This is a genomic window from Kitasatospora sp. NPDC059088 (assembly GCF_042738155.1).
Classification (GTDB): Bacteria; Actinomycetota; Actinomycetes; order Streptomycetales; family Streptomycetaceae; genus Kitasatospora.
The window spans coordinates 1-19187 of sequence record NZ_JBHYGR010000009.1; the positions used below are offsets into that span (position 1 = coordinate 1).

Here is a 19187-nt window from a genome sequence, read left to right on the forward strand (position 1 = left end):
AAGTACGTCCAGTACGAGGCCGACTCGGGCGCACGCCCAGCCGGGCGCCCAACGCCGCGCGCTGATCTGCCAAGATCCGCCGGACAGGCCCTAGTCGCGGGCGACCGGCCGGGCCGGGGTGTCCGGCGCCGTCGGGGCGGCCGCCCTGGTCACCAGGGCTCGCGGGCCAGGAAGGCCGGCCGCTGCTCCGGGTCCACCGGGTCGTAGTACCGGTGGTAGACCGGGGTCAGCCCGCCGGAGACCGGGGGCACGATCCAGCTCCAGTCCGCCGGGGTCGGGCGGCCGAGGCGCTGCTCCTGGGCGACGTGCTTGAGGAAGCGCGCCGACTCCGTGTGGTGGTCCGCGATCGTCACCCCGGCCTCCTGGAAGGAGTGCAGCACCGCGAGGTTGAGCTCGACCAGGGCGCGGTCGCGCCAGAGCGTGCGCTCGCTGGAGGTGTCCAGGCCCAGCCCTTCGGCGACGGTGCCGAGCATGTCGTAGCGGTCGGCGTCGGCCAGGTTGCGGGCGCCGATCTCGGTGCCCATGTACCAGCCGTTGAACGGCGCGGTGGGGTAGCGGACGCCGCCGATCTCCAGCGTCATGTCGCTGATCGCGGGCACCGCGTACCAGCGCAGCCCGAGGTCGGCGAACCAGGCGTGCTCGGGGTGGCTGAGCGGCACCTCCAGGGTGGTGTCGTCCGGCAGGCCGTACCAGCGCGGGCGCGCCTCGGGGCTTTCCTGGAGCAGCAGCGGCAGCACCTCGAAGCGGTCCTCGGCGCACTTCCAGCCGAGTTCGCGGGCCCGCGCGGCGAGTTCGGCGCCCGCCGGGTCGCCGACCACGGCGCCGACCACATCGCCGTCGACCCGGTGCCCGGCGTAGCGGACCAGCTGCTGGTTGAGGATCCGCGGGGCCGGGCGGTCCGGGCGGTCGGGGGCGAACACCGAGACCACCGGGCGGATCCGGCCGCCGTTGCCCGCCAGCCGGAGGTGCTCGAAGCACTCGGCGGCGATGTCGTCGGGGTCGGACAGGTGGCGCAGGTCGCGGACCACCAGGCTGCGCCAGTACAGCCGGCCGATGCAGCGGGCGGCGTTGCGCCAGGCGAGCTTGGCGCCGTAGGCGAGTTCGGCGGGGGTGTGGTGGTAGCTGCCGGTGCGGTCGATCTCCTCCCGGACGGCGCGCAGCCTCGGCCCCGGGCCGCCGGCGGTGGGCTGCTCGCGGTGGAACTGCCGGACGAACTCGGCAGCCTGCCCGGGGTCGGTGAACGGCGTTGGCACGGGCGGCAGTTGCGGCGCCGGTGCCGGCTCCGAAGTCCGCTCCGAAGTCTGTTGCGGGGTCAGCCGTGGGTCCGGGGCCGGGTCCGGCCGCAGCCCCGGTCCGGGGGTCGGCGGTACGGGTGGTGCGAAGTCCGGCGCGGGGTGCGCGTGGGCGTACGGACAGCCGCCGCTCGGGGCGGTGGCTGTTCTGCGGGTGCGGAGCCGGTTGAAGATCAAGGACACATCCCTCCTGGCGAACAGGAGTACCGGAGGTGTCCGGCCCACCGCAGGGAGTGAACGATTCGGCCCCCGCACCCGCGCTCAGCGCGCTAGGGTGCGGGGGCCGAAGGTCGGATCGTACGACCGGAAGGCGGGGCCTGTGGGGCTGGTGGGGCTTCGGTCAGCCCATGTCCTCCAGGCGGACGCCCTTGGTCTCCTTCATGTACTTCGCGACGAAGACGAGCGACAGCGCCGCGAAGGCCGCGTACACCAGGTAGGTCGCCGAGAGGTTCCAGCGCGCGAGCGACGGGAACGACACGGTGATCACCCAGTTGGCGATCCACTGCGCGGAGGCGGCGACGGAGAGCGCGGCGGCGCGGATCCGGTTCGGGAACATCTCGCCGAGCATCACCCAGACGACCACGCCCCAGGACATCGCGAAGAACAGCACGAAGGCGTTGGCGGAGATCAGCGCGACGGTGCCCTGGAGGTCGGGCAGCGTGACGTTGTCGCCGGAGCCGGTCGCGGAGGAGAACGCCCAGCCGGCGGCGGCGAGGGTGACGGCCATGCCGGCCGAGCCGATCAGGGCGAGCGGCTTGCGGCCGATCCGGTCGACCAGCAGGATCGCGATCACGGTGCCGAGGATGTTGATGACCGAGCCGATGAAGCTGATCAGCAGCGAGTTGCTCTGGTCGATGCCGACCGACTGCCACAGGATCGACGAGTAGTAGAAGATCACGTTGATGCCGACCAGCTGCTGGAACACCGACAGGCCGATGCCGACCCAGATGATCGGGAGCAGGCCGAAGCGGCCGCCGAGCAGGTCGCGGAAGCGCGGGCGGTGGTCGGAGGCGATCAGTGACTGGATCTCGGCGATCCGGGCGTCGGTGTCGATGCCCTCGCCCTCGACCTCGACCAGCACCTTGCGGGCGTCGTCCAGGCGCTCGGCCTGGATCAGGTAGCGGGGGGACTCCGGGATCACCGAGGAGAGCACGAAGTAGACCGCGGCCGGCACGACGCAGATGCCGAGCATCCACTGCCAGGCCTCCAGGCCGAGCAGGCGGCCGCGGGTGTCACCGCCGGCGGCGTCCGCCAGCACCCAGTTGACCAGCTGGGATATCGCGATCCCGAGCACGATGGCGGCCTGCTGGAAGGAGGCCAGCCGGCCGCGGTACTTGGTCGGCGCGACCTCGGCGATGTAGGTCGGGGCGATCACCGAGGCGATGCCGATGGCCGCGCCGCCGAGGACGCGCCACAGCGCGAGGTCCCAGGGGGAGAACGGCAGCATCGAACCGACGGCGCTGACCGCGAACAGCAGCGCGCCCGCCTTCATGACCTTGATCCGGCCGTAGCGGTCGGCGAACCGGCCGGCCAGCGCGGCACCGACCGCGGAGCCCAGCAGCGCCGAGGAGACGATCAGGCCGGTCTCGCCGCTGCCGACTCCGAACTTCCCCTGGATCCCGGAGACGGCGCCGTTGATCACGGAGCTGTCGTAGCCGAAGAGGAAGCCGCCGAGGGCCGCTGCGGCGGTGATGAAGACGACGAAGCCGAGGCGGCCGGGCGCGGTGGCCTCGGCCGCCCCGGAGGGCTTCTGGGTGACGCTCACGATCTTGACTCCTGGTACTCAACGCTGAGCTCGGTAGCCGAGATCGTAACCCCTATTCGTTCAAGCCTTGTAGGCGGGGAGGCTCAAGTTTTGCTCTGAGAATTCGTAAGGTGAACAAGCAAATTGGGGCCTCCGGGGTAACCCGCTGGTGGCTCGCTCCTCGCTCGCTCAGGCGGGGGCGGAGAGCGAGAGCCCGAACCGGCCCTCCGGGTCCGTCCACCAGTGGGTCAGCCGCAGCCCGGCCGCGGCCAGCTCCCCGGCCACCCGCTCCCGGCGGAACTTGGCCGACACCTCGGTGCGCAGCTCCTCGCCCCGGTCGAAGTGCACCGGCAGGTCCAGGGCCGGGATCTTCACGGTCTGCGTGCGCAGCGAGCGCAGCCGCATCTCGATCCACTCCTGCTCCGGGTCCCAGAGCGCGACGTGCTCGAAGGCCTCCGGGTCGAAGTCGGCGCCCAGCTCGCGGTTGAGCACGTTGAGCACGTTGCGGTTGAACTCGGCGGTCACCCCGGCGCCGTCGTCGTAGGCGGCGACCAGGACGGCCGGGTCCTTGACCAGGTCGGTGCCGAGCAGCAGGAAGTCGCCCGGGTCGAGGGCGGCGCGCAGGCCGCGCAGGAAGCCGGCCCGCTCCTGCGGCAGCAGGTTGCCGAGGGTGCCGCCGAGGAAGGCGACCAGCCGGGGGCCGCCCTCCGGGGGCAGGCCGAGGCGGGCGGTGAAGTCGGCCAGGACGCCGTGCACGGCCAGCCCGGGGTACTCGGCGGCGAGCGCGGTGCCGGCCGCGACCAGGGCGCTCTCGCTGACGTCCACCGGGACGTAGGTCTCCAGGTCGCCGGTCGAGCGCAGCGCGTCCAGCAGCAGCCGGGTCTTCTCGGAGGAGCCGGAGCCCAGCTCGGCCAGGGTGCGGGCGCGGGTGGCGGCGGCGATCTCGCCGGCCCGGGCGGTGAGGATGGCCCGCTCGGCGCGGGTCGGGTAGTACTCGGGCAGCCGGGTGATCTCCTCGAACAGCTCGCTGCCCCGGGCGTCGTAGAACCACTTCGGCGGCAGCCACTTGGGGTCGGCGGTCAGTCCGTGTCGCACGTCGTGGTGCAGCGCGGTGCTGAAGTGGTCGGCGGGCAGCAGTCGGGTGAGATCGAATGTGTCCATGACAGGGTGGTTCCTCTGTTCAGAAGATGAAGGGAGAGTGGAGGGTCAGTAGTGGCTGGGGAGCCGCCGGACGGTGACGCCCGCGGCGTCGGCCAGCAGCAGGGAGCCCTCCGGGACGGGCGTCCAGTCCGGGGCGTCGTCGTACGGCTCGGAGGCCGCCACCGTGCCGAGGCCGGGCAGGCTCCGGTGGTGCAGGGTGTCGCCCCAGGTGGTCGCGGCGAGCGCGGCGCCGTCGGTGAGCAGCAGGTTGAGCCGTCCGGTGGTGTGCGCGGTGACGTCGGCCACCGTGCCCGCGAGCGCCTCGCCGAGGCTCTCGCCCCGGCGCAGCCGGTGCAGGGTGAGGGCCCACAGCAGGGCCGAGTCGCTCCGGGCCTCCAGCTCCAGCAGCTCGGCGGGCGGCAGCAGGGCGGCGAGCGCGTCCAGCTTCCCGGGCCAGCCGGCCACCGCCCCGTTGTGGCTGAACAGCCAGCGCCCGGCGGCGAACGGCGCGGCCGCGGCCGCGCCCGCCGCGCAGCCGTCGGTGGCGGAGCGGACGGCCGCCAGCAGCGCCCGGGTGCGGATCACCCGGGCGAGGTCGGCGAAGCCGGCGTCCGCCCAGATCGGCCCGGACCGGCGGTAGCGGGCGGGCACCTCGTCGCCGTCCGCGTACCAGCCGAGGCCGAAGCCGTCCACGTTGACCGTCCCGTACTGCTGGGTGCGCGGCGCCCAGGACTGCCGGTGCAGCGCGTACGGCGGCCGCACCAGCAGCTCCTGGGGTGCCACCGGCTCGCCCAGGTAGGCGATGTGACGGCACATCAGGCGCCCTCCTGCCCGTGCTCCGCGCCGCGGGCGCCGCGCTCCGGGGCGCGGGCGTCGTGCTCCGGGGCGCGGGCGTCGTGCTCCGCGCTGCGGGCGGTGCGGAAGCCGGAGAAGATCTGCCGCCGGACGGGGTAGTCCCAGTTGCGGAAGGTGCCCCGGCAGGCGACCGGTGCCACCGCGAAGCAGCCGCCGCGCAGCACCTTGTGCTCGGGTCCGAAGAAGACCTCCGAGTACTCCTTGTACGGCCAGGCCCGGAACCCCGGGTAGGAGTGGAAGTCGCTGGCCGTCCACTCCCACACATCGCCCATCAACTGCCGTACCCCGTACGGTGATTCGCCCGCCGGATAGCTTCCGGCGGCGGCCGGTCGCAGATGCCGCTGGCCGAGGTTGGCGTGCTCGGGGCCGGGTGGGCCGTCGCCCCAGGGGTAGCGCCGCGACCGGTCGGTGGCCGGGTCGTGCCGGGCGGCCTTCTCCCACTCGGCCTCGGTCGGCAGCCGCCGCCCGGCCCAGCGGGCGTACGCGTCCGCCTCGTACCAACTGACGTGCAGCACCGGCTCGTTCGGCGGCACGGGTTCGACGGCGCCGAACCGGCGGCGGAGCCACTGGCCGTCCTGCCGCTGCCAGAACAGCGGGGCGGTCAGGTCGGCCCGCAGCCTGTGCTGCCAGCCCTCCGCGGTCCACCAGTGCGGGTCGTGGTAGCCGCCGTCGGCGATGAAGCGCTGGTAGGCGGCGTTGGTGACCGGGGTGGTGTCCAGGAAGTAGGCCGGCAGGTCGACGCGGTGCGCCGGGCGCTCGTTGTCCAGGGCCCACGGCTCGGTGTCCGTGCCCATGGTGAACGGGCCCGCGGGGATCAGGACCTCGGCGGGCAGGGTGGCGGCGTCGGCGGGCGCGGGCGGCGGCGGGGGAGCGGCCAGGGCGGGTTCACCCCGGCGGAGCTGGTGGGTGATCAGCATCGTCTCGTCGTGCTGCTGCTCGTGCTGGGCGATCATCCCGAAGGCGAACCCGGCGTCCAGCAGCGGTGCGCCCTCCAGGGGGCTGGCGGCCAGCAGGTCCAGCACCCGGCCGCGCACCTCGTGGGCGTACGCGCGGGCCTCGGCCGGCGGGAGCAGCGGCAGGCTGGGGCGCTCGGCCCGGGGGTGCTCGAACGCGTCGTACAGCGGGTCGATCTCGGGGTGCATCGGGTCCCGGCCGCCGACGTTGCGCAGCAGCCACAGCTCCTCCTGGTTGCCGATGTGCGCGAGGTCCCAGACCAGCGGCGACATCAGCGGGGAGTGCTGGGCGGTGAGGTCGGTGTCCTCGACGCAGTCGGTCAGCGCGGCGGTCCGGGCGCGGGCGGCCAGCAGTTCGGCGGCGATGCTCTCGCGCAGGGCCTCGGTCCCGCGGGTGGGATCGATGCCGGGGGTGGGATCGCTCCCGGGGGTGGGATCGGTGCCCGGGGTGGCGGGCGGTCGGACGTCGGTCATGATGCCTCCTCCGGGGGAGTGCGTCGGGTGCCGGAGCGCAGGGCGTCCAGCTGGTCGTCGGCCGGGCAGCGGCCGCGCGCGGGGTAGCGCTCGGCGAACTCGGCGACGGTGGCGCGCAGCCGCCCGGCGCCGGGCAGGCGGCCCAGCGCGGCGTCGGCGGCGGCGAAGCAGGTGAGGGCGGCGCGGCGCAGCTCGGGGTCGGCGACGCCCAGGGTGGCGGCGCGGCGCCAGACCCCGCTGCGCGGCGGGCGCGCATCGGCGGCGCCCTCCCGCCGGTCGGCGGCGTCGAGCGGTTCCAGCGCGGCGAGTGCGGTGTCGGCGGCCACCGGGTCGTCCAGCAGCGCGGTGACCAGGGCGGTGGGCACCACCCAGCCGTCACCGGGCTGGGCGTCGATCATCCGCAGCTCCAGGTGGCCGCGCGGGCGCACCGGGGGGAACAGGGTGGTGCAGTGGTACTCCAAGTCGGCCAGTGTGGGCGGGCGTTCGCCCGCGCCGCGGGTCCAGTCGCGGAAGGTCAGGCCGGGCGGGGCGGTCCAGGGCCGCCCCTCCGGCCTTCGCACGCACAGGACTTCGGCGTCCAGCACGTACTGCGCCCAGGCCTCGCGCGGGTCGCCGTGGTCCGGCTCGGGGGCCAGGGTGCGGGTCGGGTCCATCCGGGACCAGACGGTCTGCCGGGTGGACCGGTGGCCGGTCGGCTTCCCGTCCAGGAGCGGGGAGTTGGCGAAGGCGGCGACCAGCACCGGGCCGAGCCGGTGGACCAGCTGCCAGCGCCGCTCGACCGCGTGCGGGCCGGCCGCGTCACCGGCGTCCAGGCACACCTGGACGGACGCGGTACCGGTCATCATGACCCGGCCCCAGGGCCCGGCCGAGTCGAAGAAGCGCTCCATCGCGAGGTAGCGGGGGTGGTCCAACACCATCCGTCGGGGGCGGGCGAGCGGGTCCGTCCCGGTGCCGGTGAGGCGCAGGCCCTGCGCCGCGAAGGCGGCCCGCAGGGCGGTCAGATCGCGTCGGGTGTCGTCGACGCAGGCCAGCAGGCCGGTGGCGGGCGGGGAGCTGAGCTCGACCTGTCCGCCGGGTTCGAGCGTGAGGCGCGAACCGGAGGGGAGCGAGGTGCCGTCGGCGCCGCCCAGGGGCAGCGATTCCAGCGCGGCGTGGAGCAGTTCGGGAGGAACCGGCCGGCCGGGACATCGGTCGTCATGGACGAACCACTCGACCTCGACCCCCACCAGGCGGGGCGGTCCGATCTTGAAGCAGACGCCCGACACGTGGCTGCGCGCCCCCGATTCGGTCAACGGGGTCACCCCCGTCGGGGGCGGTGCTGCGCTCTGCCGGTCGGGCGGAGTGGTGCGGGACGTCGGTATCACCGGACTCACCATCCTCGGGATCACGATTGCGGCCCGGTCTACTTTGCCCAGTCTGCTACGGAGCATGCGGGGGCGCTTCGCAAATATCGCGTGAATGTTCGTTTTCGCAGGTCAGGGCCATGGCGATCGGGTGAATGCGGGGTTCTCGGGGGCTCCGGGGAGGGCTGCCCGGCCGGGGCACGTGCCCCGGTCACAGGCGGTCCAGGCGCTGCAGGACGGTGTCCAGCACCGGGCCCGGCAGGGCGTAGTTGAGGCGCAGCGAACCCGCGCCGCCCGGGCCGAACTCGGCGCCGTCGGAGGCCTCCAGGCCGCAGCGCTCCAGCAGCGCGGCGCGGGCGCCGGTGGGCGGCAGGCCGAGGGCGGCGGCGTCCAGCCAGAGCAGGTACGAGGCCCGCGGGACGGAGCGGACGGCGGGGCCGAGCCGCTCGGTGAGCCGGGCGCGGGCGGCGGCGAGGTGCGCCAGCAGCGCGTCCAGCCACGGGCCGCCCTCGCCGAGCGCGGCCCGCTGCACGGTCTGCTCCAGCAGGCCGCCCTCCCAGAGGCCGTAGCCGGCCAGGGTGTCGGTCAGCCGGGCGCGCAGTGCCGGGTCCGGTACGAGGGCCCAACTGCTGGGAATGCCCGAGCAGTTGAAGGTCTTGCCGACCGAATTCAGGGTGACGACGGCGTGCCGGTGCGCCGGGTCGGCGGTGGTCACGGCGACGGGGTGGGCCCGGCCGGGGTGGGTGAGGTCGCCGTGGACCTCGTCCGAGACCAGCAGGGCGCCCGCCTCCGCGGCCCACCCGGCCAGCCCGCTCAGGTACCCGGTGTGCCACACCGTGCCGGAGGGGTTGTGGGGGTTGCTCAGCAGGACGGCGGACGCGGGGCGGGGAAGTGGGCCGCCCGGGGAGCGGTAGCCGGTGGGGGAGGGGCGCAGCGGCAGCTCGCGGTACGGGAGGCCGGCCGCGCGGCAGAGCTGGGCGAAGCCGCCCCACTCGGGGGTGGGGAAGAGGACGGGGGCCTGCTGGTCCGCGGTCCCCGTCCGGACGGTCTCCAGGAGCAGGCGCAGCGCGGTGCGCGGGCCGCAGGGGAGCAGCAGGACCCAGTCCGGGTCGACCTCGACGCCGTGCCGGGCGCGGTACCAGTCGGCGACCAGGGTCCGCCCGGCCGGATCGCAGACGGTGTACCCGTAGGCGGGGTGGCGGGCGCGCCGGGCCAGGGCCTCGGCGACGGCGGGCGGACCGGGGAGGTCCATGTCCGCCAGGCCCATCGGGATCACGCCGGGGGCGGCGGCCCGGGCCCACTTGCTGCTGCCGGTGCCGGTGCGGTCGAAGGGGGCGTCGAAGCCGAACGCGGAGCCGGAGCCGGGGCCGGAGCCGGGGTGAGGGTTGCGGCCGGGGTCGCGTCCGGAGTCGGGGTCGCTGCCGGAGTCCGGCGAACAACTGACAGCTGACAGATGTCGAAAGTTGAAATCTGTTCGCTGAAATCTGTCATCTGTCATCTGTTCGCCGTCCTTCGTCCGCCGTCGTCACCCGCCAGGTACGCCGCCAGTCCGCGGCCTCCCCGGCACATCATCACCGCGTGGTTGGCCCGGAACAGCGGGTGCAGCGGCAGGGCGAGGCGTCGCAGCAGGGGCTTGGCGGGGCGGGCGTCCTCCTCGAAGAGCACCCGGCACCGCGTACCGCCCGGTCCGTCCGCCGTCACGGTGAACCGCGACCAGCCGACCAGGTCGCCCCGCATCGCCGCCTCCAGCACCCCGGCCGCCGGGTCGCGCCGCCGGGCCTCCAGCCCGATCACCAGCCGGTACGGCAGCAGCGCCCGGAGCACCACCTCGCCGGACCCCGCACCGGTCTCCCGGGCCGCGCGGACCTCCGGCCACCACAGCGGATAGCTCCGCACGTCCGCCAGCGCCGCGTACACCGCCGGGGCCGGTGCCGCGAGGCGCCACTCGCCCCGGAAGCGGTAGTGGTTGGGATCCACGGCTCCACCCTAGGGAGAGCGCCGTCCGCGAGGAAGGGTGCAGTCCGCTTGCACCCGTTCGGGGTGCAAGGGAGGATCTTGTGTGCTTGTAGTCTCATCAGTCACGGCAGCACCTCCCGGCGCTGCGCCCCCGGATCCGGAGTGAAGGAGTCACAGGCATGCGGCGACCGAGCTGGGTACCGGAAGGTATGGACCTGGACAAACCGAACGCCGCGCGGGTCTACGACTACTACCTCGGGGGCTCCCACAACTTCGAGGTCGACCGGGAGATGGCCCGCCGGGCGATGGCCCTGTGGCCCGAACTGCCCCAGATCATGCGCTCCAACCGGGCCTTCCTGCGCCGCGCCGTGGCCTTCCTCGCCGAGCAGGGCATCAGCCGCTTCCTGGACATCGGCTCCGGCATCCCGACCTTCGGCGCCGTGCACGAGATCGCCCGGGCGATCCGCCCGGGGGCCGAGGTGGTCTACGTCGACCGCGACCCGGTCGCCGTCGCCCACAGCCGCCTGCTGCTGGAGGAGGACCCGCACAGCGCCGTCGTCCAGGCCGACCTGCGCGACATCGAGGACCTGCTGGACCGCCCCGAGGTGTCCGCCCTGCTGGCCGGCGACGAGCCGGTGGCCGTCCTGCTGGTGGCCGTCGCCCACTTCGTCAGCGACGACGAGGACCCCTGGAAGCTGATCGCCGCGGTCCGCGACCGCCTCCCCGCCGGCAGCGCGCTGGTCCTCTCGCACGCCTCCCTGGAGGCCCGCCCGGACCAGGCCGAGGACCACCAGAAGCTCTACCGGATGACCCCGACCCCGCTGACCATGCGCACCCGCGACCAGGTCACCGCGATGTTCGACGGCTTCGAGCTGGTCGAACCGGGCGTGGTGCACCTGCCGCAGTGGCGCCCCGACCAGCCGGGCACGGTCGGCGAGCACCCCGAGCGGATCGCCGGGGTGGCGGGCGTGGGGTTCCGCCCTTGAGCGGTCGCGCCGGGAGAGCAGCCGACGCCCGCACGCCCCGTGCGGCGGCCGCCGGACGCCCGGCCCTGCCCAGCGCCGCCGTGAGCCCCGCCGCTGTGACCCCCGACGCCCCGGCCTCCGCCGCGACGAGCAGCGCCGTCGGGACGCTCCGGTGAGCGGCGCGACCCCGCCGGGCGGCGACGCGGAGCGGTTCCACGAGGACTGGTCCCGGCTGCTCTCCGCCGACCACGGCATCGCCGTCCACCCCGGCCTGCTCGGCCGGCTGGTCGCGCGCACCGCCGCGCTGCTGCACCGGGCCCAGCAGAACGACCCCTTCGAGCCCCGGCTGGCCTCCCGGGCCGGTGCCGAACTGGTCGACGGGCACTTCACCGACCCGGTGCTGCTCGCCCGCGCCGTCGAACTGCTCCAGGCCCAGCCGCTCCACGACGGCCGCGGCCCCGCCCTCACCGGCGCCTTCGCGGCGGGCTGGGCGAACGCCCTGCGCGAGCGCACGCTGCGCGAGCAGGAGGCCATCCGCACCGCCGCCGACGCCGCCCGCAAGGAGGCCGAACGCGCGCTGCGCGCCTCCGAGGCCCGCTTCCGCGCCCTGTTCGAGAGCGCCGCGATCGGCATCGCGATCGGTGACACCGACGGCACCATCCTCGCGGTCAACAAGGCCGTGCAGGAGCTGTTCGGCGCCGGGCCGGGGGACATGGTCGGGCGCCGGGTCGACGACCTCGTCCACCCCGAGGACACCCCGGGCGTCTGGGAGGCGTACGAGGAGCTGATCAGCGGCAAGCGGGAGTACTTCCAGTTCGACAAGCCGTACTACCGGCAGGACGGGGAGGTGGTCTGGACCCACCTGACGGTCTCGCTGATCCGTGACGACGACGGGGTCCCGCAGTACCAGGTCGCGATGCTGGAGGACGTCACCGACCGCTACCGGCTCCAGGAGCGGCTGCGCCACCAGGCCACCCACGACCCGCTCACCGGCCTGCCCAACCGCGCCGCCTTCTTCGAGCGGCTGGAGAAGGTCTTCGACGAGCCGGAGCCGGGCGCCCGCTTCGGCCTCTGCTACGTCGACCTCGACGGCTTCAAGGTGGTCAACGACAGCCTCGGCCACGACATGGGCGACCAGCTGCTGTCCGCCGTCGCCGCCCGGCTCAAGGCCGCCCTCACCCCGCTCGGCCACCTGGTCGCCCGGCTCGGCGGCGACGAGTTCGTGGTGCTGCTGGAGAACTGCCGCGGCGAGCAGGAGGCGGTGGCCGCCGCCAAGACCGTGCTCAAGGCCCTGGCCGGGCCGGTGCTCATCGGTGACCACAAGCTCGCCGTCGGCGCCAGCGTCGGCGTGCTGGAGCGGAGGGTCTCCACCACCACCCCCGGCGCCGCCGTCCGGGCCGCCGACCTGACGCTGTACCGCGCCAAGGAGGCCGGCCGCGGCCGCTGGACGCTGTTCGACCCCAAGGAGAACGCCCGCGCGGTCAGCCGCTACGCGGTCTCGGTGCGGATGCCGGCCGCCCTCGACCGCGGCGAGTTCTTCATCGACTACCAGCCGCTCTACCGTCTCGCCGACGGCCGGATGGCCGCCGTGGAGGCGCTGGTGCGCTGGCGCCACCCGCAGCTCGGGGTGCTCGGCCCGGACGAGTTCGTCACCACCGCCGAGGAGACCGGGCTGATCATGCCGCTCGGCCGCTGGGTGCTGGAGCAGGCCTGCGGCCAGGCCGCGGACTGGATCAAGCACTACGGCGACGCCGCGCCGCAGCTGAACGTCAACCTGGCGGTGCGGCAGGCGCGCAGCGCCGCGCTGGTCACCGACCTCGGCCGGATCCTGGACGGCACCGGACTCGACCCGGCCCGGCTGCAGCTGGAGATCACCGAGTCGACGGTGGTCGGCCCCGAGGACGAGGCGCTGCGCACCCTGCACGGGCTGGTCGATCTCGGGGTGTCGCTGGCGGTGGACGACTTCGGCACCGGCTGGTCCAACCTCTCCTACCTGCGCGACCTGCCGGTCTCCGGGCTCAAGATCGCCGGGTCCTTCGTCGGCGACCTGCACGACCCGGCGAAGGACGGCGCCACCGGGTGGCGCATCGTCAGCGGCCTGGTGTCGATGGCGCACACACTCGGCCTGAACGTCACCGCCGAGGGCGTGGAGACCCGCAAGGACGCCGAGCGGCTGCGCGGGATGGGCTGCGACTGGGCGCAGGGCTGGCACTTCGGCCGCCCGGTGCGGCCCGAGGAGATCGCCCGCCGGATCGTCGAGGAGCCGGAGGGGCGCCCGGTCGAGGAGGGGTGAACCCGCCCGGGGAGGGGTGGGCCCGGCAGCTCCCGGCTCGGCTCCCACCTCCGCGCGCACGGGTTCCGGAACCGTCTCGGAACCGATCCGGAAACCGCCCTGCGGCCCTGCCCGGTATGCGGGATGATGGCGCGTCAAAATCACCACCCGGCACCGGTGCGCCCGTGGTCAACGCCTCCGCACCGGCCCCGGGGATCGGGGGAGGGGTACGCCGTGATGGGCGCAACGGAGGGCTCCGGTCCGGGCGGTCCGGGCGGTCCGGGCGAGGGGGACGGGCGCCGGGGGCGGCCGGAGGAGTCGCCGCGGACCAGGGTCGACTGGGGCTCCCGGGAGCGGGGCACCCGGTTCCGGGGGTCGTGGGACCCGCGGCGCGGGCGGGGCGGAGCCCGGGACCGGGCCGCGGAGGAGGTCCGCCACGATCCGGAGGCCGCCACCGAGGTGCGCCGACCGCGCTCCGCGGCCGGCGGCCCGTCCTGGCAGGACAACATCGGCCCGGGGCCCGCGCCGGGCGGCGGACCCGCACCCGCACCCGCGGCCGGGCCCGCGCCCGCACCCGGGCCCACGGGCGGCCCCTTCGAGGACGACTTCCCCGAGGCCCTGCTGGACCGCTTCACCCCGCTGGGCAGGGCGGGCGCCGGCGCGGAGGGCACCGTCTGGTACGTCCGGCGCACCGACGGCGGCGCCGACGCCGCGGTCAAGGTGGCCGTCGGCGGCCAGCGGATGGACCACGACCTGCTCGCCCACCTGCGCAACGACGGCTTCCGCCGGCACGTCCCGCACCTGATCGACTACGGGCGGGTCCGCCACCACGGCGTGCCGGTCGACTGGGTGGCGATGGAGTACCTGCCCGTCACCCTCTCCGCGCACGTCGCCGCGCTGCGCCGCGGCGGTGCCCACGCCGACCCGCGGACCACCGAGCAGATCGTCTACGAGCTGGTCTCGCTGCTGGAGTTCTGGCAGCGGCGGATCCAGCGCAACCCGCTGGACTTCAAGCCGGTCAACATCCTGGTGCGCCCCGGCCGCGGCCCCGGGGAGTTCGTGATCGCCGACTTCGGCGGCGTCGACCGGCTCACCGACAGCCGCCGGTTCACCTCCACGATGATGGTCACCGTCGCCTACATGGCCCCCGAGCAGCTGGCCGGCAAGAACCACGAGGCCGGGCCCTGGTGGGGGCTCGGCAACGTGCTGTACGAACTGTTCGTCGGCCGGCCCCGGTTCGTCGGGGCGGACGGCGAGCGGGCGGCCGACCACGACCTGGAGCTGGAACTCGTCATGGGCGAGGAGGTGGACCTCTCCGCCGTCTCCGACCGGCGTCAACTGCTCCTACTCCAGGGCCTGTTCACCAAGAAGCCGGAGGACCGCTGGACTGCTGCGGAGGTCCGCAGCTGGTTGGCCGGCGGCAGCCCGGCGGTGATCCGGCGCCGCCCGCAGGCCCTGCGGCCGATCACCTTCCTGGGCGACCCGTTCACCGACCCGGTCCGGCTCACCGAGGTGCTGCTGCGCAACTCCGGTGCGGCGGCGCGCTGGCTCGCGGCGGTCGGGGCGGAGCGGCTGCGCGACTGGCTGCGCGACGAGGTCAAGGACTCCGTGTTCGACCTCCACTACCTCACCGACGTGGTCCGCGCCCCCGGCTCCCGGCGCGAGGCGGTGGCCGGCGTCGCGGTGCTCGCCCTCGGCGCCGCCTTCGCACCGGGAGCCGTCCCGCACTACCGTGACCGGCCGGTCGACCCGGCCGGGCTGGAACGCGTCGCCACCGAGCCGGACGGCGCCGCGTTCATCGACGAACTGGTCCGCGGCGGTGCCCCGGCCGTCGCCGCGCGCTACCACTGCTTCCACCCCGAGTGCTCCGGCGAGCACTGCTCCCGGCTGCTCGCCCTCGCCGCGCTCCCGGACGTGCTCGCCGAGGTGGAGCGCACGGCCCGGACGGTCGGCGGCGGCCGGCGCGGTGACGGCGGCCTCAGCCCCGAGGAGCGGGAGGAGGCGCACCGGCTGGCGGTCTGGCTGAGCATCCGTCCGGAGGAGCGGTACCGGCTGCTCGGCCGGCTGTCCCCGCTGCCCGCCGCGCTGCACCGGTTGCCGCTGCCGGTACGGGTGTCGGAGCTGGCCGCGCTGGTCGCGTCGGCGGTGGTGGACGGGGCGCTGACGGTCGGCGCCGGGGCCCGTACGTCGGCGCGCTCGGCGGCCCGGCGGCCGGCGCCCGACCCGGCGGCGGCCACCCCGCGGGACGTGGTGCGGCGGCGCTGGTCGGCGCTGCGGCGGCGGGCGGTGGGCGCCGACCCGGACCAGGTCGCGGGGCGGGCGGCGCTGGTGGCCGCGGAGGCGGTGCGGCGGCGCGGCCGGGGCCGGGCGGAGCGGCCCGAACCGGAACCGGGGGCGCTGCGGGAGGGCGGTGCGCGGCCCGGGCGGGCGGCCCGGCTCTGGGCGGAGCGGCTGTGGGGGGAGCGGCGCCGGCGGCCGCCGGTGGACCGGGCGGCCCGGCTGCGGCTCTGGTGGCCGTACGCCCGCACCATGCTGCCGCGCCGGGTGGCGGCGGTGGCCCTGCTGGTGGTGGGCCTCGGGCTGCTGCTGTGGGCGGGAGCGGTGCTGCGCTACCCGGTCGAGGCCGGTCACGGGCTCGACCTCTCGCCGGACCTGTTCGGCGGGCCGCTGCACCTCGCCGGGCGGCAGGCGGCCGAGCAGGTGGTCGGGAAGCTGGGGGCGGCCTTCGTGGCGGCCGCCGTGCTCGCCTTCTTCCCGGCCCCGGTCGGCCTCGGTACGGCGCTGCTGGCCGGGGTGGGCGCGCTCGCGATCGGCTACCTGCGGCTCGGACCGCCGATGACGGCGGTGGAGGCGCCGCGGCCGGTGGCCGAGCGGGTGGTCATGTTCGAGGGCGGGATGGGGAGTTGGGCCGGGATCGCGGTGGTGGTGGCGGTCGTGGTGGCCGTGGTGCTGATCGAACGGGGGGCCAACCGGCTGCTGAGGCCCGCCCAGCGGGCCCGGCGGCAGGTGCGGGAGGCCTGGCGGGACCTCGACCGGCGGGCCGCGCGGGCCGCCCGGGTGGCGGGTGCCGGGACGGGCTCCGGGACGGGTTCCGGTACGGGCGCGAGGACGGGGACGGGTGCGGGAGCGGGCGCGAGGGCGGGGACGGAGGTCGCCGGGGCGTGGCGGCCGGGCCGGGCCGGCACCCGGGACCGGCTGCGGTTCGCGCTCACCGGTACCGGGGTGCTGGTCCTGCTGCTGTGGGCGGCGGTCGAGGTGCGGCTCGCGGCCACCGGCCCGCACCGCACGCCGGAGTCCTGGGGCACGGGGCAGACCGGTGCGGCCTACCAGGCGGGGTTCGTCGTCCTGCTGGCCGCGGTGTCGTTGCTGAGCACCCTGGGCACGCTGGTCACCGCCCGGGTGCTGCTGGTCGGTTGGATCCTCGGCACCCTGTTCCTGGGCGCGTGGCCCGGGGCGCTGGGGCCGGTGGAGGCGCTGCGGATCCCGGTGTTCGAGGGGCTGTTCGGCGCGGTCGCGGGCTGGTGGGGGCACGGCGCCTTCTGGGCCGCGCTGCTGGTGGCGCTGCCGCTGGCGGCGTACGGGGTGCTGCGGGCGGCGCGGGCCCGGGGGCGGGGCGGCGTCGGCTGACGGCCCCGTCCGGCCCGGGGGCGCGCCGTCCGGTTTGCCCCGCCCGGTTCGCAGCGTCCCGACCGCGCCGCCCGGGCCGTCCGGGCCGTGCCGACCCGCCCGCGCCGATCGCGGTGGTCAGCCGACCAGTCGGGAGAGCTCGATCGAGTGCCCGGTCCGCTCCACCTTCGCGGTCAGGTAGCGGACGTTGCTCGCGGACAGGTGGACGCCGGTCGGCACCCGACGGCGGACGGTGATCCCGAGCCCGGCCAACTGGGCGGCCTTGTCCGGGTTGTTGCTCAGCAGGTCGACGTCGTCGACGCCGAGCGCGGTGAGCATCTGGGCGGCCGCGGTGTAGTCCCGGCCGTCCTCGGGCAGGCCCAGCGCGGTGTTGGCGTCGTAGGTGTCCAGGCCGGAGTCCTGGAGGGCGTAGGCGTCCAGCTTGTTGTAGAGGCCGATGCCCCGGCCCTCCTGGCGGAGGTAGAGCAGGTAGCCGCCGGCCTCGCTGATCCGCTCCACCGATTCGCGCAGCTGCGGGCCGCAGTCGCAGCGGTCCGAGCCGAAGACGTCGCCGGTCAGGCACTCGGAGTGCAGCCGCACCAGGGGGGTTCCGCCGGCCGGGACGGTGCCGAGGGCGAGCGCGAGGTGTTCGGCGCCGTCGGCGAGGCCGTGGAAGGTGGAGACCTCCGCATCGGCGCGGTAGCCGTCCGGGAAGGTCAGCGGGATGCGCACGTGCGAGCGCACCGTGGCGGAGCCGGGCTGAGGCATGGTGGGGCCTCCGTCGATCGGGGGTGGACCGGGGTGAACCGCTCCGGATCCGGACGGATCGGGGCGGGTCGGATGTCGACCGTACTCGGTCGTTCCAATTTGAACAACTGCTTACTGCCGGTGACCGCGGCGACTACGGAGGCGAACAACACCCCGCCCGCCCCCGCTGTTCCCGTACGGCGGTCCAGCATGTGGAAGGGATGGGACCCGAGGCATGGACACTGCGACACTTCGTCCCGTTTCCTGGGCACGGGAACGCCTCGCGCACGACCACCGACGACCACGGAAGGTCCTGATCAGATGCCCACGAGCCGCGCCACCACTCCCTCCGCCGCCTCCGCCGCTCCCGCCGCCGACCGGCCCCGCCTCGACGCCGAGCAGCGCGCGATCGAATCGCTCTACGCGGACGTGGTCCGCCGCAACAAGGGCGAGACCGAGTTCCATCAGGCCGTCCACGAGGTGCTGGAGACCCTCGCCCCGGTGCTCGCCCACCGCCCCGAGCTCCTCGACGCCCGGATCATCGAGCGGATCTGCGAACCCGAGCGCCAGCTGATGTTCCGGGTGCCGTGGACGGACGACTCCGGCGACATCCACGTCAACCGCGGCTTCCGGGTCGAGTTCAGCAGCGCCCTCGGCCCGTACAAGGGCGGCCTGCGGTTCCACCCCTCGGTGAACCTCGGGATCGTCAAGTTCCTCGGCTTCGAGCAGATCTTCAAGAACGCGCTCACCGGGCTGGCGATCGGCGGCGGCAAGGGCGGCTCCGACTTCGACCCCAAGGGCCGTTCGGACGCCGAGATCATGCGGTTCTGCCAGTCCTTCATGACCGAGCTGCACCGGCACCTCGGCGAGCACACCGACGTGCCGGCCGGTGACATCGGCGTCGGCGGCCGGGAGATCGGCTACCTGTTCGGCCAGTACAAGCGGATCACCAACCGCTACGAGGCCGGCGTGCTGACCGGCAAGGGCCTCGGCTGGGGCGGCGCGCAGGTCCGCACCGAGGCCACCGGCTACGGCTGCGTCCTGTTCACCGCCGAGATGCTGGCCAGCCGCGGCGACGGCCTGGACGGGCGCCGGGTGCTCGTCTCCGGCTCCGGCAACGTGGCCGTGTACGCGATCGAGAAGGCCCAGCAGCTCGGCGCGACGGTGCTGACCTGCTCCGACTCCTCCGGCTACGTGGTGGACGAGAAGGGCATCGACCTCGACCTGCTCAAGGAGGTCAAGGAGGTCCGGCGCGGACGGATCTTCGAGTACGCCGAACTGCGCGGCAGCCACGTGCGGTTCGTCGAGGGCCCGGGCGTGTGGAGCGTGCCCGCCGACGTGGCGTTGCCCTGTGCCACCCAGAACGAGCTGACCGAGGCCGACGCGCTCGCCCTGGTCCGTAACGGGGTGCTGGCCGTCGCCGAGGGCGCCAACATGCCCACCACCCCCGAGGCGGTGCGGGTCTTCCAGGAGGCCGGGGTGGCCTTCGGGCCGGGCAAGGCGGCCAACGCGGGCGGCGTCGCGACCAGCGCGCTGGAGATGCAGCAGAACGCCTCCCGCGACTCCTGGACCTTCGAGCACACCGAGCAGCGGCTCGCCGGGATCATGAAGCACATCCACGACTCCTGCCACACCACCGCCGAGCGCTACGGGCACCCGGGCGACTACGTGGTGGGCGCGAACATCGCGGGCTTCGAACTGGTCGCGGACGCGATGCTGGCCCAGGGCCTGGTCTGAGGCCGGTCACCCGGCGAGGGGGGGGGGGCGCGGCGCGCCGCGCGCCCGCGCGGGGCCCGCGAGGGGGGGGGGGGCGGCGACGGGGGGGGGCTGGTGTGGCGGG

The 19187-nt window shown here is 74.9% G+C and carries 13 protein-coding genes; 4 read left to right on the forward strand and 9 right to left on the reverse strand.

Annotated features, from left to right (window positions below; all coding sequences use genetic code 11):
* Nucleotides 1-149: 149 nt before the first annotated feature.
* The 8 genes from ACFWXO_RS06450 to ACFWXO_RS06485 all read right to left on the reverse strand — a co-directional run bounded on the left by ACFWXO_RS06450 (nt 150) and on the right by ACFWXO_RS06485 (nt 9778).
* Nucleotides 150-1253, reverse strand: a complete 1104-nt coding sequence (locus tag ACFWXO_RS06450) for a nitric oxide synthase oxygenase (RefSeq protein ID WP_380522582.1) — start codon at nt 1251-1253, stop codon at nt 150-152.
* 379 nt (nt 1254-1632) lie between these two features.
* The gene (locus ACFWXO_RS06455) at nt 1633-3057 is read right to left on the reverse strand and encodes a sugar porter family MFS transporter (protein ID WP_375884984.1); all 1425 of its coding nucleotides are present in this window, start codon (nt 3055-3057) and stop codon (nt 1633-1635) included.
* A 168-nt stretch (nt 3058-3225) separates the two neighbouring features.
* Nucleotides 3226-4197, reverse strand: coding sequence for an L-histidine N(alpha)-methyltransferase (gene egtD, locus ACFWXO_RS06460; RefSeq protein ID WP_380522583.1), 972 nt, complete (start codon nt 4195-4197; stop codon nt 3226-3228).
* A gap of 45 nt (nt 4198-4242) precedes the next feature.
* Nucleotides 4243-4992, reverse strand: coding sequence for an ergothioneine biosynthesis protein EgtC (gene egtC, locus ACFWXO_RS06465; RefSeq protein WP_380522584.1), 750 nt, complete (start codon nt 4990-4992; stop codon nt 4243-4245).
* On the reverse strand, nt 4992-6458 hold the full coding sequence (gene egtB / locus ACFWXO_RS06470; protein ID WP_380522585.1) for an ergothioneine biosynthesis protein EgtB: 1467 nt from the start codon (nt 6456-6458) through the stop codon (nt 4992-4994). The genes egtC and egtB overlap by 1 nt, the downstream gene beginning before the upstream one ends.
* A complete protein-coding gene (egtA, locus tag ACFWXO_RS06475; protein ID WP_380522647.1) occupies nt 6455-7759 on the reverse strand; it encodes an ergothioneine biosynthesis glutamate--cysteine ligase EgtA in 1305 nt (434 codons plus the stop codon). Before egtA ends, egtB begins: the two co-directional genes overlap by 4 nt.
* Nucleotides 7760-8012: 253 nt before the next feature.
* The gene (locus tag ACFWXO_RS06480; protein ID WP_380522586.1) at nt 8013-9299 is read right to left on the reverse strand and encodes an aminotransferase class I/II-fold pyridoxal phosphate-dependent enzyme; all 1287 of its coding nucleotides are present in this window, start codon (nt 9297-9299) and stop codon (nt 8013-8015) included.
* Nucleotides 9296-9778, reverse strand: coding sequence for an SRPBCC family protein (locus ACFWXO_RS06485; RefSeq protein ID WP_380522587.1), 483 nt, complete (start codon nt 9776-9778; stop codon nt 9296-9298). Before ACFWXO_RS06485 ends, ACFWXO_RS06480 begins: the two co-directional genes overlap by 4 nt.
* 158 nt (nt 9779-9936) lie before the next feature.
* Between ACFWXO_RS06485 and ACFWXO_RS06490 the strand changes: the two genes are divergently transcribed.
* The 3 genes from ACFWXO_RS06490 to ACFWXO_RS06500 all read left to right on the forward strand — a co-directional run bounded on the left by ACFWXO_RS06490 (nt 9937) and on the right by ACFWXO_RS06500 (nt 16621).
* Nucleotides 9937-10743 (forward strand): SAM-dependent methyltransferase, encoded by an 807-nt coding sequence (locus tag ACFWXO_RS06490; RefSeq protein WP_375885001.1) that lies wholly within the window; start codon nt 9937-9939, stop codon nt 10741-10743.
* A gap of 151 nt (nt 10744-10894) precedes the next feature.
* Nucleotides 10895-13015: a putative bifunctional diguanylate cyclase/phosphodiesterase gene (locus ACFWXO_RS06495; protein WP_375885004.1), complete on the forward strand. Its 2121-nt coding sequence runs from the start codon at nt 10895-10897 to the stop codon at nt 13013-13015.
* Nucleotides 13016-13231: 216 nt separating this feature from the next.
* A complete protein-coding gene (locus ACFWXO_RS06500; protein WP_380522588.1) occupies nt 13232-16621 on the forward strand; it encodes a hypothetical protein in 3390 nt (1129 codons plus the stop codon).
* A 117-nt stretch (nt 16622-16738) separates the two neighbouring features.
* Here ACFWXO_RS06500 and ribA read toward each other — a convergent pair whose 3' ends face one another.
* Nucleotides 16739-17368 (reverse strand): GTP cyclohydrolase II, encoded by a 630-nt coding sequence (gene ribA / locus ACFWXO_RS06505; protein ID WP_380522589.1) that lies wholly within the window; start codon nt 17366-17368, stop codon nt 16739-16741.
* Between the two features lie 300 nt (nt 17369-17668).
* Between ribA and gdhA the strand changes: the two genes are divergently transcribed.
* Nucleotides 17669-19084 carry an NADP-specific glutamate dehydrogenase gene (gdhA, locus tag ACFWXO_RS06510; RefSeq protein ID WP_380522590.1) on the forward strand — a complete coding sequence of 472 codons (1416 nt, stop codon included), beginning with the start codon at nt 17669-17671 and terminating at the stop codon, nt 19082-19084.
* Nucleotides 19085-19187: the final 103 nt, after the last annotated feature.